Here is a 12974-nt window from a genome sequence, read left to right as displayed (position 1 = left end):
GATGATTATGATGAATGTAGATCTGCAACAGCTTATCCGCACCCTGACCGCGCAGACCCGATACGACCTCGAGCGATCAGCCGAGCGCTGTGTTGCACGCGGTGGCCGCGAGGTGCTGGTGGAGGACCTGCTGCTGGCGTTGCTGGAGCACGCCGATGGCCTGCTGGCGCGGGCCCTGGCGGACGCGGGCGTGCAATTGTCGGAGCTCGAGTCGACGCTTTATCCAAAGAGCGAACACAGTGCAAGCCGCAACCCGGTTTTCGCGACAACGCTGGTCCACTGGCTGCAACAGGGACTGATGGTTGCGCACGTCGAGCTGGGGCAACCGGAGGTGGATGAGGGCGCCTTGTTGCTGGCGCTGCTGCGTCATCCTCTGGCACATGCGGGCAGCGCGTACCAGAAGGTGCTGAGTCGTCTGGATAGCGAGCGCGTGCGCGATTTTCTGCAGAGCCAGCCGCCCCATGCGCATACCCCGATGGTGGACTCGCTGTTGCAACGCTTCACCCATGACCTCACCCGCCAGGCGCGTGAAGGTCTGATTGACCCGGTGCTGTGTCGCGATGCCGAAATTCGACAGTTGATTGACATCCTCACTCGCCGGCGCAAGAACAACCCGATTCTGGTCGGGGAGGCCGGCGTTGGGAAAACCGCGATTGTCGAGGGCTTTGCCCTGCAAGTCGTTGCATCTCGGGTGCCACCGTCGCTCCGGCAGGTGCGCGTACTCACGTTGGATCTAGCCCTGCTGCAAGCGGGAGCGGGGATCAAGGGCGAGTTCGAGCGCCGCCTCAAGGGGTTGATCGACGAGGTCAATGCGTCACCCCAGCAAGTGATCCTGTTTATCGATGAGGCCCATACTCTGGTGGGCACGGGCGGGCAGGGCGGTGCGTCCGATGCGGCGAACCTGCTCAAGCCCGCTCTGGCCCGTGGCGAGCTGCGTACCATCGCCGCCACCACGTGGTCGGAATACAAGAAACACATCGAGAAAGACCCGGCGCTGGCGCGACGCTTTCAACCGGTACGGGTGGGCGAGCCCGGTGTCGAGCAAGCTGTCTCTATCTTGCGCGGGCTGGTCCCGGTCTACGAGGCCGGCCACGGTGTATACATTCGCGACGATGCCGTCGTCGCGGCGGCACACATGAGCGCCCGTTACCTGGCAGGGCGGCAGCTACCGGACAAAGCCGTGGATGTGCTGGACACCGCGTGTGCACGGGCGCGCACGCATCTGGCCGTGCCTCCCGAGACGTTGCAGCGTGTGAGCGCCGAACTGGCCGAAGGCCGGCAGCACCACCTTGCGTTGCGCCGCGACGCCGATGCCGGATTGCCTGTCGACGCAACCGTGCTGCAAGCGCTGGAATCGCGGCTCAAGGCGGTCGAGTGCGAGCACCAGGCGCTGGAACAGACCTGGCTTGAGCAGCGTGAGCAATCACCCGAACAGCCTGAGGTTTGCCCACGGCTGGTGGCTCAGGTCATCAGCGCATGGACCGGCATTCCCACCGAACAACTGGTGCTTGAGCACAGCGACAAAGTGCTGGGTTTTGCCGATGCACTGCGTGCCCGCATTCTCGGCCAGGATCACGCGGTGCAGGCGCTTGACCGCAGCCTGCGCGCCATGGCGGCAGGGCTGAACGAGCCTGACGCGCCGGTGGGTGTATTTCTGCTGGTCGGACCGAGCGGCGTGGGCAAGACCGAAACGGCCCTGGCGCTGGCGGACTTGCTGTACGGCGGCAGGCGGTTTGTCACCACCCTCAATATGTCGGAATACCAGGAGCAACATTCACTGTCCCGATTGATCGGCGCGCCGCCCGGTTATGTCGGCTATGGCGAAGGCGGCGTCCTCACGGAGGCGGTACGTCAGCGTCCGTATTCGGTGGTGTTGCTTGATGAGGTGGAGAAGGCTGACCCGCAAGTGCTGAACCTGTTCTATCAGGTGTTCGACAAGGGCCTGGCCAATGATGGCGAAGGTCGTGAGATCGATTTTCGCAACACCCTGATCCTGATGACCTCCAACCTCGGCAGCGACAGCATCAGCGCCTTGTGCGCCGACGGCCAGCGCCCAGCGCTTGAGGTTTTGCACGAGGCGATTCTTCCGGCGTTGCGTGGCTGGTTCAAGCCCGCATTGCTCGCGCGGATGCGGGTGGTGCCCTATTACCCGATTTCCGCTGAGGTGTTGAGCGAGGTGATCAGCCTCAAGCTCGGCCGTCTCCGGCAGCGGCTGGCCCGGCGCAAGCTGGCGTTCACCTGTACGCCGCAACTGCTTGCGCACATGGTCCAACGCTGTGCCCATGGTGACAGCGGCGCACGCTACATCGATCAATGGATCGAGACCGACCTGCTGCCACAGATCGTGGACCGCCTGCTCGCCGCGACGGCCACGGGCGAGTCCCTCTCGTTGGCCCATGCGTCGCTGGACAGTAGCGGTCGCCCGGCGTGTGAGTTCAGCCAATGACCGATGAGATGTTTACCCGATTGCCGCAGCCCCTGGCCTACGCCGAAACCTTGATGGGCTGGTTCTGCCGGCTGGGCCGTGGGGCTGATGAAAACACCTTGGCCGACCTTTGCGTGGCTGGCGTGGCACAACTGAGCCAGTGCGAGTTCTGCCAGTTGTACCGGCTTGATAAGGCCACCGGCAGGCTCGAGCTGATTGCCCAGCATTTGCAGGGAGATTGGTCGGCGAGCGATCCGGCATCGGGCCAGCGAGCGCAGGAGGAGCAACTGTTGCAATACGTCCTGACCCAAGGGCAAGCCATCACCCTGGATGACCTGAACCGGTGTGTGTATGACTGCGGCTTTTTGCCCGAGGCGACGACACCCTGGCGCTCTCTTTGCGGCATCCCCTTGTGTTGCCCAGGTGACACCGTCAGCGGCGTCCTGCTGTGTGCCAGCCAGCGTCCGCTCGCGTTGCAGGGCTATGTTGCGTCATTGGCGCAATTGGGCAGTTTTGCCCTGGGGCAATTGGCCAGGGCATCGCGTACCCCGCCAGACGTCACCGGGCTGAAGTCTGGCGCTTCGCTGGTGGGTGCGTTCGGCCTGATTGGCGGCAGCACGGCGATGGAGGCGACTTGCCGCCTGATCAGCAAGGTTTTGCGCACGCCCTTTACGGTGTTGTTGCGTGGCGAAACCGGCACCGGCAAGGAAGTCGTGGCGCGCGCCATCCACGCCGCGGGCCAGAGGAGTCACAAAGCCTTTGTGGTGCAGAACTGTGCGGCGTTTCCAGAGGGGTTGCTGGAGAGCGAACTGTTCGGTTATCGCAAAGGTGCGTTCACCGGTGCGCTGCGTGACTACGCGGGGTTATTCGACGCCGCCGACGGTGGCACGTTGCTGCTGGATGAAATCGGCGATATGCCGTTGTCGTTGCAGGCCAAGTTGCTGCGTGTGTTGCAGGAAGGCGAGATCCGGCCGTTGGGGGCCAATGCCTCGCACAAGGTCGACGTGCGAATCATTGCCGCGACGCACCGCGACCTCGCGGCAATGGTCGCCAATGGCAGTTTCCGTGAAGATCTGTATTACCGATTGGCACAATTTCCGATCGAGCTGCCGGCGCTGCGTGACCGAGACGGCGACATGCCGCAGCTCGCCCGGCATTTCGCGGACAAGGCCTGTGTGGCACTTGGACGAGGGCCCGTCGGCTGGTCGAGTGAGGCCCTGGACCAACTGACGAGTCACGACTTCCCCGGCAATGTGCGCGAACTCAAATGCCTGGTGGAGCGGGCCGTGCTGATGTGTGACGAAGACGTGATCCTGCCGGTTCACCTCGCGTTGTCCCCCAGCCCGGTCACGGTCGTGGACACCACACTGCGCCAGCGTCTGGAGCGGGTTGAGCGCACGGTGCTGATCGATTGCCTGCACAGAAATCGCGGCAATCGCACGCGCACCGCGCGTGAGTTGGGGGTGGCGCGGCGCACGCTGCTCTACCGCCTTGCGCGTCTGAATATTCCCTGCGGCGAGGCCAAGGGCGAATGCTGACTATTTATTCGTATCACCGGCGCCCTTTCTACTCGGGCCGCCCCGCATCACTTCCTGGGAGATACCTGATGTTTGATCGTCCGTGGCAGGCCCTGATGCTTGTGCTGTGTTTGCTGAGTGGCTGCAACGCCAACTACGTCTTTGACGATGCTGATTACCGTCCGCTGGGCGATCCGCAGGCCGACACACGCGGCCAGCAAAGGGAGGTATGACCATGCAACTGGTGTTTGAAGTATATGAAAGCGCAGGCGCAGACCCCGCCTCCACGGCCCCCAAACTGTTCACTGAGGCCGGCGGCGTCATTGGCCGTGGCGCCGGTTGCGACTGGGTTATTCACGACCCGAGTCGGCTGCTGTCCAGTCACCATGGGTTGGTGAGTTTTCGCGAAGGGCAGTATTTTCTGACCGACATCAGCCGCAATGGAATCTGTATGGCGGGCAGCGGTGAGCGGCTGTGCAAAGGGCAGGCGCGCCTGGTCGAAGATGGCGATGTATTCCAGCTCGGCGCATTGTCCATTCGGGCGCGGCTGGTCGCATCATCGGCTCGGCAGGATGAATTGCAGGTCGCGGTGGCTGGGCAGATCCCCGACGATGCTTTTCTGGGGCTTGATCCGATCCCGGCGATGGATCAGGCCCGGTTATCACCGGATGATACCGTCGCAACCAGCGACGAACCCGCGCAACGGGTTTATCAGCAAGCGCCGGACAGGGACTATATGAGCCTGCCACGCCGGGTCGAGCCTGTTCCTGATGCACCACCCATTGAAGGTGTTGAAAAGACACCGGCGTTGCATGGGGCGTTCTGGGGGCAGTTTTCGGCGGCGCTCGGACTTGACCTCGAAGGCGTCGACACCCCGCGACGCGAAGCATTGGCGATCAGGGTCGCCTGTTTGCTCAAGCAGAGTATCGAGGGCTTGCAGCAAAGCCTGCGCACCTGCGACGAGCTGAAAAACGCATCGAACCTTGCGCCTTCCGAAGCCCGCCTGCGCAGTGCCAACCCCCTGCGCCATTGCTCCGACGGTGAAGCCGCATTGGCGGCTTTGCTGGGTATGAACGAGCAGGGGCAATTGCCGGCCGAGGCCGCACTGGTCCTGGCCCACCGGGACCTGCAATCCCACCAGGTAGCCCTACTGACAGCGTGTCGCACCGCACTGCGCAATGGGTACCGTGCATTCGCGCCCAGCCACTTGATGTTGTGCTTCGAGCGCCAGGCAAAAGCACCCAGGTTCAATGCCGATGGGGCGCACTGGCGCGCCTACCAACGCCACTATCAACGCCTGGTCGAGGAAGAACCGTTGAGCGAGCGCCTGTTGGGCAATGACTTTGCCAAGGCCTACGAAGAGCAGGTTCGCCTGATATCCACCCTTCATGCGGCTTGCCCGGGATGATACTCATGCACAGAGCCACCCTTGTATCAATGCTGGTGTTGCTCGGCGTGTTGGCCGGGTGCAGCGCATTGTCGCCTTTTTCGACCCTGACCAAACTCGACCTGACAGTGACGGCCAGCGAACGGGTCAATCCCGACCTGCACGGTCGTCCCTCTCCGGTGGTCATGCAGCTGATTGAGCTGCGCCATCCCGCAGCGTTTGAAAACGCGGACTTCTTCAGCCTGTATGGGCGTGCCGAGCAGACGCTGCCCAAGGACTGGGTGAGCGCTGAAGAACTTGAAATGCGCCCCGGCGATCGCCTGGCACTCAAGCTCAGCGTCGGGCCGCACAGTCGCTATGTGGGTGTGCTCGCAGCCTATCGCGACTTGCCGCACGTGCAGTGGCGGCTGGTAGTGCCGGTGACACCGGGCCGAGTGACCCGTGCCGACCTGGTGCTGGACGAGGACGGCATACGTCTCGCCAACCGGCCCGCCGATACGCTGGAGAACTGACATGCAGGCTCATAACGTCATCTGGCAGGAAGGCATGCTGTTGCGGCCCCAGCACCTGCAACACCAGGACCGCTACTACAACCAGCAACTCAATCGCACCCGTTTGCTGGGCAGTGATGCCTGGGGGTTTCTCAGCCTTGAAGTGGATGTGCAGTACCTCAAGCTTGGCAAGTTTGTCGTGACCCAGGCCAGTGGCGTGTTGCCCGATGGCAGCCTGTTCGAGCTGAGTGGCGCCATGGAACCGCTGATGCTGCAGGTGCCGGCCAACGCCGGCAGGCAGGGTATTTACCTGGCATTACCGTTGGCTGTCGGCAATCAGATCGAGACCCGTAAACCCGAGCAGGTCGACGTGGTGGCTCGTTATGTCACCTCCACCACAGAGGTCGGCGACTCGAATGCGGGGAGCGATTCACGCTGCCAGATCAACTGTGGACGCCCGGATCTGCGACTGTTGCTGGGCGAACAGCACAGTGATCAGACGTTCGTGATGCTCCAGGTCGCTCAGGTACTGGACGCCACGAAGGACGACGGCGTGAGCCTGGATACGGACTTTGTGCCGACCTTCATCTACCTCCAGGGCTCGGGTTATGTGGGCGCGTGTCTCAAGGAAGTGATCAGTCTGCTGGCGTGTCGCGGGGACGCCATTGCGGAGCGGGTTCAGGGCAATGGTGCGGCTTCGGGGACGCACATTGCGGACTTTCTGATGCTGCAGTTGATCAATCGGGGCGAGCTGGTGCTGCGCCATTACCTGAGCCAGGCCCAGGTTCGCCCGCAAGCGTTGTACCGAGAGTTGCTGGGCATCCTCGGCGAATTGTCGACCTTTGCCCACGACAAGCGGCGGGCGCAGTGGGACGTGCGTTATCGGCACAACGATCAGGGCGCCAGTTTTCGCGGCCTGATGGAAGGGCTGCGAAGCGCGCTGTCCATGGTGCTGGAGCAGCATGCCATGGAACTCGTGCTGCAACCGCGTCAGTACGGCGTGCTGGTCTGCCCGGTGGGCGACCTCAAGTTGCTGGGCAGCGCAACCTTCATTCTCGCGGCCAGCGCGCATTGTGAGTCGGAGCAACTGCGCCAGCGGTTGCCGGCCCATCTCAAGGTCGGACCGGTGGAGCGTATACGCGAGCTGGTCAACCTGCACCTGGCCGGCATCAAGGTCAAGCCGTTGCCGGTGGCGCCGCGCCAGCTGCCGTTCCATGCCGGCAAAACCTATTTCATGCTCGAGCTCAGTGCCCGCGATATCACGCAACTGGAGCAGTCAGGGGGTTTTGCCTTCCACGTCGGCGGCGAATTCACCGCGCTCGAACTCAACTTCTGGGCCATCAGGAACTGAACATCATGAACAGGGACAGTGATTACCCTCAGGACGAGAAAACCGTCCTGCTCGATCGCGACGGTCTGGGACCGGTGCAGGGACCGCTGACGGACTTTCCGTCGCCGCCGCGTTTCGAACAACTGGAAGACCGGATGATCTACGCCGCTCAGGCGCAGGGTCTGCAGATGTTCAATGCCGGCCTCAATCCCCTGGTGTCCGCCGCCTGGGAACTGCTGTCGCAGCCGCATCGGCTCAGTGCCAGCGTCGGCCGCGAGAGCTTGCATACCCTCAATGAACGACTGTCGGCGGGGATCACCCAGTTTGAGACACGCGCCCTGCATGAAGGCGCGGACCATGCAGCTGTCATGTCGGCGCGCTACGTGATCTGCAGCGTGCTGGACGAAGCCGTGGCCACCACCTCATGGGGCACCGCCGGCGACTGGTCGAAGATGAGCCTGCTGAGCCGTTTCCATAATGAAACCTTCGGTGGCGAAAAGGTCTTCCAGTTACTGGAGCGACTGTCCCGTGATCCGCTCAAGCACCTCGCGCTGCTTGAACTGCTGTACCTGTGCCTTTCGCTGGGCTTCGAGGGCAGATACCGGGTCATGGAGCGCGGCGTAGTGCAGCTCGAAGCGGTACGCGACGGCCTGTATCGACAGATCCGACAGGTGAAGGGAGACCCGCCTCCCGTGCTGGCATTGCCGTCGGCAACGGCGCCGGTACGCCGCAAAAGGCTATTGCTGATCTCCGCACCCTGGGCCGGGGCGGTGTGCCTGCTCGGCCTGCTGGCGATGTACTCGGGTTTTGCCTGGGTGTTGGCCACCGAGCGGACGAAGGTGCTGCAACCCTTTCAACTTTCGGCGCCGGACCTGACTCGGACGCCCCTGTAACGCTGGAGCAATGAATGAACGCATTCGTAAGGAGCGCGGGCGCCGTGCTGGCTCAAATGTGGGTGTGGAGCCTGCTGCTGGTGCTTTCAAGCGCACTGCTGGTGTGGTTCGTGGGGCCTTTACTGGCAGTGGACGATTACCGGTTCTGGGCGTCGTCGACCGCTCGCCTGTTGACCATCAGCGCGTTGTTTCTGCTGTGGGGGCTGGCTATGGTCGTGGCCGGCGCACGGCGTGCGGCGCGCCTTCGAACGCCTGAGCACCAGGCCGACCAGACGCAATACCAGCGCATTGAAAACGAGCAGAAACACGTGCGAGGTCGCTTCAAGGAAGCATTGCACACTCTGAAGATCTCCGGCCGATACGGCGAGCGTAGCCAGCGCTGGCGTGACGATTTGCCCTGGTACCTGCTGATCGGCGCGCCGCAGAGTGGCAAGACGCGTCTATTGGCCGCCAGTGGCCTGCAATTTCCGCTCGACCGGCTCGAGGCGACGTCGAGCGGGCAGACGCCTTATTGCGATTGGTATTTTGCCGATAACGCGGTACTGGTCGACACCGCAGGCCGCTACCTGACCCAGGCCGACCGGACGGTGGACGCAGCGGGCTGGACGATGCTGCTGCGACTGCTGAGGACACGCCGGCGTGCACGCCCGCTCAATGGCGTCGTGGTGACCCTGTCGGTGGAAACGCTGCTCGGCCTGAATGATCACGATCTGGACCACCATGCACGGCATGTGCATGCGCGGCTGCAGGACATCCAGCAAACCCTGCGTGTCGACGTGCCTGTCTACCTGGTCCTGACTCAGGCAGATCGACTGACGGGTTTTGCCGAATATTTCGATTCCACCCAGGGTGATGCTGGCGAAGCGGTGCTGGGGGAGCGCCTGGTTGCGGACGCGGCGGGAGTCGAAACAGCTCGGGTGCGCCAAGGGGTCGAAGCCTTGTTGCAGCGCTTGAGTGGTGAACTGATCCAGCGCCTGCATCAGCAGCGCAACCTGCAACATCGCGGGCCGATGCTGGATTTTGCACAGCACGCAGCGCGACTGGGCGAGCGCCTGTGCGCGTTTATCGAGCTGGGGTTCGCCGCGCCTCGCCACCAACGCATCAACGGCTTGCGCGGCTTCTACCTGACCAGTGCTGCCGTGCCGCATGCGCGTTTTATCCAGGGCCTGTTCAACCGGGTGATTTTTGCCGAGGTGGGCCTCGCCGCTCTCCAGGGCCAGGAGCAACAGCGCATTCGTCGGCGCCAGTGGGCAGGCGCGCTGGCCGCGTCGCTGGTTGTCGGCGCGGCGGGATGGCTGTGGGCAAACAGTTACGCGCTCAATCAGCAACGTCTGACGCAGTTGGTGGCACTGAACGTAGAGCCACCGGCTACGGACGGTACGCTGGAGGCGTTGCCGCTATTGGATGCGCGCCTCGCGGCAATCGGGGTTTTTCCGCCATCGCAGGAGGTCGGTTGGATGGAGCGCGCGGGACTGTATCAGGGCGTGGCGAGCCGGCCGACGCTGAACGACGCCTACGCGCAATCCCTGCAACAACAATTATTGCCGCGCGTGGCTGCGTTGCTTGAAGAGCAGGTACGCAGCAATCTCGGTGAGCGTGAACGTCTGCTGGATAACCTGCGCGCCTACCTGATGCTGGCGCTGCCGCAACGTCGTGACACTGCCTGGCTGGCGCAGCATATGGCCGCGCTTTGGTCTGCACGTCACGCCGCCGACGGTCCGGCGCAAAAGCGCTTGAACCTGCACCTGGCACGCTTGCTGGGGCAAACCTTCGTGGCGCCGCTTGACGACGACCTGGTGGCGCAGGCACGTCAGGCCTTGCGCGGTGAGTCTTTGGCCGATGTGGTTTATCGGATGTTGCAAGAACAGGCGCGCAACCTGGAGCCGTTGCGACTTGCCGAGGGCAGCGTGTTTGCTGCAAGTGATCAGCCAATACCGGGGTTCTACAGCAAAAAGTACTGGCAGTATTTTGAAGCGCAAGGTGCGCGCCTCGTTAACGCCATCGCTCAGGATAACTGGGTACTCGGCGAGGCGAACGACCTCAGCGCCATGGACCTGCGCCGGCTGATGCTCGAACTGGAACAACGCTACTTCAGCGAGTACGCCGACGTGTGGAGTGACGCACTGGGGCGTATCCGGCTGCAGGAAACCGATAGTCTCAAAATGGCTGCCGAGCAACTGGCCAGTCTCACATCCGCCCAGTCGCCACTGCTGAAAATGTTGCAGCAGGTCAGGGAAAATACCCGGTTGCTGCCCGCGAGCGAGCACCTGGGCGAGGTCGCCCGTCAGGTCGGGTCGCTCGGTGCAAAGGTCGAGGCGGCAGGCGCGATGTTGACCAGCCCATCGCAGGGGCTTACCCAGACGGATGCCCCTCGACGCGCGTTGCAGCGACGTTTTGAACCCCTGCACCAGTTGCTGGATGAGCAGCACAACCCTGGCACCACAGTGAGCCATGTGCTGCAACTGGCCGATCAGTTGCAGTTGCAACTGGCGACGCTGACTCGGGAAAGTTCGCCGGAGCAGGCGGCTTTCAACAGGGCCAAGCGGCGCATGGATGGCCAGCAGGACCTGCTTGGTAATTTGCGCGACAGCGCCGCCCGGCTGCCACTGCCGCTGTCCGCGTGGTTCGGCGCGATTGCGGATGACACCTGGCAACGCCTGCTGGAGGAGGCCTACGTGCATGTGAACCAGCGTTACCAGAGTGAGGTGTACAGCGTTTACGCCAAGGCCATTCGCCAGCGATACCCGTTCAATGCCAGCGCGGGCAGCGATGTCGCCCTCAATGATTTTCAGGAATTCTTCGGGCCCCAGGGCGTGCTGGCAAGGTTCCAGGAAACTCACCTGCGGCCTTTTATCAGCGCCGATGGCAGCCGGCACCGCCTGCGCGGGATTGACGGTCACAGTTTGCCTGTGTCGCGCTCCCTGTTGGATCAATTGAGCAAGGTGCAGCTCATTCGGCGCGGTTTTTTCAGCGAGCAGGGCGAGTTGTCGGTGCGTTTCAGCCTGGCGCCCTACAGCCTGGATCAGGCGGTCAATCGTGCGATCCTGCGCCTGGGCGCCCAGCAGTTGGAGTATCGCCATGGGCCCATCGTCCCCATGGCGTTCCAGTGGCCTGTGGAGGGTGACAATGGTCGCAGCAGCCTCGTGCTGGAGCGGGGCGCCGAGCGACCGTTGGGTCTCGAGAAAAATACCGGGGCCTGGTCGGTGTTCAGGCTGTTTGACCTGATGCAAAGCGAGCCTGCCAGCGGTCGGGATGCGCAATTGCTCAAGTCCGACCTCGCAGGCTTGCGCGCCAATTACCTGCTGACCAGTCAGCGCACGCCCAGCCCGTTTCAGATGGCGGCCTGGCGCACCTTCCGGTTGCCGGAGCAACTGTGAGCGGGGTACCACCTTTGCGCTGGCGCAGTGCCGGTCACACCCGACGCGGCAAGGATCGCTCACGCAATGAGGACGCATTGCTCGACTGCCCAGCGCGTGCGTGTTGGGCGGTGGCGGACGGCATGGGCGGGCATCGCGCCGGAGACGTGGCCAGCCAGTGGGTTGTGAACAGCCTGGCGTCATTGGCCGCCCACGGCGACCTTGATCAGCGCGTGGGTGCAGTCCGGCGCTGCCTGCAAGAGGTCAACCGACAGCTGCGGCATACGGCGCAGGGTCCGCATGACATTATTGGCAGCACCGTTGTAGCGCTGTTGCTGGAAGGTGATCGTGCGGCGTGTGTCTGGGCGGGGGACAGCCGCTGCTATCTGTGGCGTGGGCAAAGTCTTTACCAGCTGTCACGGGATCATTCGCGGATGCGGCAACTGATGGAAGAACACCAGATGAACGCGCAGCAGGCCGGTTCCCAGCCGGATGCCAGGGCCCTGACCCGTGCGGTTGGCGCGCGCGAGCGCTTGCATCTTGAGGTGTTGGAACTGGGTACCTGTCCTGGCGATGTATTTCTGCTGTGCAGCGACGGTGTCTACCAGGCATTCGATCATGGCGAGCTGGGCCTGGCACTGAGCCTGGGCACGCCGCAACAGATATTGAATCGCGTGGTTGAGTCGGTAGTGCGCGGCGCGGCGCGGGACGACCTTACGGCCGTGGTGATTCAGCGATGACAACGCCGCTGCGCACCGGCGACCTGATCGCCGGTCGCTATCAGCTCGAACGCGTGCTCGGCATCGGAGGCATGGGCGTGGTCTACCGCGCCCGCGACCTGCTGCATGAGCAGTTTGGCGAACCTTGCTCCAGCGTTGCGTTGAAAGTACTCGGCGAGTGTTTTTCCGAGTGCCCCGATGCCCATGTGCTGCTGTACAGCGAGTTCTCCCTGGCACGCAGTCTGTTGCATCCAGGAGTGGTGCGCATGTTTGGGTTCGACGTCGACACCCGCCGGCAGTCGGCGTTTTTTACCATGGAGTTGATGCACGGCATGCCGCTGGATCGGCTCATGCTGGAGCGTCCCGCCGGCTTCGGTTGGCATGAGTGGCAGCCGATGGCCCTGCAATTGCTGGATGCATTGGCCTACGTCCATGGTCGGGGCGTGCTGCATGGCGACGTGAAACCGGGCAATGTCATGGTGGCGGAGGCGGGGATACGCCTGTTCGATTTTGGCCTGGGCCAGTCGCAGGCAGTGACTGGTCTGCCAGGTCTGGACCGTCATCGCATCAGCGCCTGGACACCCGCTTATGCGGCGCCTGAGCTGTTGAGCGGGGCGCAGCTTTCAGCGACGGCAGATGTGTATGGCGTCGCGTGCGTCTTGTACGAGATGGCGCAAGGGCGGCGCGCGCGTGAGCGTAAACTCACTCAGGCGCCCGACAGACCCCGTCAGCTACCGCGCCATTGCTGGTCGGCATTGCGCGCGGCAATGGCGATGGACCCGACGCAGCGAACGATCACGGTCGCCGAAGTGCGCGAGGCGCTGTCTGGCCGGTCATGGCGCTGGTTCGCCTAGCC

At 63.2% G+C, this 12974-nt stretch carries 10 protein-coding genes; all 10 read left to right on the top strand.

Annotation, left to right across the window (positions count from 1 at the left end; all coding sequences use genetic code 11):
• Nucleotide 1 precedes the first annotated feature (1 nt).
• Entirely contained in the window at nucleotides 2-2446 is a 2445-nt protein-coding gene (locus TU79_RS19085) for an AAA family ATPase (RefSeq protein ID WP_231986803.1), read from the top strand.
• Nucleotides 2443-3963 (top strand): sigma 54-interacting transcriptional regulator, encoded by a 1521-nt coding sequence (locus TU79_RS19080; protein WP_057009453.1) that lies wholly within the window; start codon nucleotides 2443-2445, stop codon nucleotides 3961-3963. The genes TU79_RS19085 and TU79_RS19080 overlap by 4 nt, the downstream gene beginning before the upstream one ends.
• A gap of 68 nt (nucleotides 3964-4031) precedes the next feature.
• Nucleotides 4032-4175: a hypothetical protein gene (locus tag TU79_RS19075; protein ID WP_057009452.1), complete on the top strand. Its 144-nt coding sequence runs from the start codon at nucleotides 4032-4034 to the stop codon at nucleotides 4173-4175.
• A gap of 2 nt (nucleotides 4176-4177) precedes the next feature.
• Nucleotides 4178-5350 (top strand): type VI secretion system-associated FHA domain protein TagH, encoded by a 1173-nt coding sequence (gene tagH, locus TU79_RS19070; protein ID WP_057009451.1) that lies wholly within the window; start codon nucleotides 4178-4180, stop codon nucleotides 5348-5350.
• A 5-nt stretch (nucleotides 5351-5355) separates the two neighbouring features.
• Nucleotides 5356-5841: a type VI secretion system lipoprotein TssJ gene (tssJ, locus tag TU79_RS19065; protein WP_057009450.1), complete on the top strand. Its 486-nt coding sequence runs from the start codon at nucleotides 5356-5358 to the stop codon at nucleotides 5839-5841.
• Between the two features lies 1 nt (nucleotide 5842).
• On the top strand, nucleotides 5843-7171 hold the full coding sequence (gene tssK, locus TU79_RS19060) for a type VI secretion system baseplate subunit TssK (RefSeq protein ID WP_057009449.1): 1329 nt from the start codon (nucleotides 5843-5845) through the stop codon (nucleotides 7169-7171).
• Nucleotides 7172-7176: 5 nt separating this feature from the next.
• Complete coding sequence (gene icmH, locus TU79_RS19055; RefSeq protein ID WP_057009448.1) at nucleotides 7177-8043, top strand: type IVB secretion system protein IcmH/DotU; 867 nt, start codon at nucleotides 7177-7179, stop codon at nucleotides 8041-8043.
• Between the two features lie 14 nt (nucleotides 8044-8057).
• On the top strand, nucleotides 8058-11420 hold the full coding sequence (gene tssM, locus TU79_RS19050; RefSeq protein WP_057009447.1) for a type VI secretion system membrane subunit TssM: 3363 nt from the start codon (nucleotides 8058-8060) through the stop codon (nucleotides 11418-11420).
• The gene (locus TU79_RS19045) at nucleotides 11417-12139 is read left to right on the top strand and encodes a PP2C family protein-serine/threonine phosphatase (RefSeq protein ID WP_057009446.1); all 723 of its coding nucleotides are present in this window, start codon (nucleotides 11417-11419) and stop codon (nucleotides 12137-12139) included. Before tssM ends, TU79_RS19045 begins: the two co-directional genes overlap by 4 nt.
• Nucleotides 12136-12972 carry a serine/threonine-protein kinase gene (locus TU79_RS19040; protein WP_057009445.1) on the top strand — a complete coding sequence of 279 codons (837 nt, stop codon included), beginning with the start codon at nucleotides 12136-12138 and terminating at the stop codon, nucleotides 12970-12972. The genes TU79_RS19045 and TU79_RS19040 overlap by 4 nt, the downstream gene beginning before the upstream one ends.
• The last annotated feature ends 2 nt before the right edge of the window (nucleotides 12973-12974 follow it).

Origin of the sequence: Pseudomonas trivialis, from assembly GCF_001439805.1 — a bacterium.
GTDB classification, from domain to species: domain Bacteria; phylum Pseudomonadota; class Gammaproteobacteria; order Pseudomonadales; family Pseudomonadaceae; genus Aquipseudomonas; species Aquipseudomonas trivialis.
The sequence above is the reverse complement of the archived record's forward strand: the minus strand, read 5'-3'. Positions and strand labels throughout refer to the sequence as shown.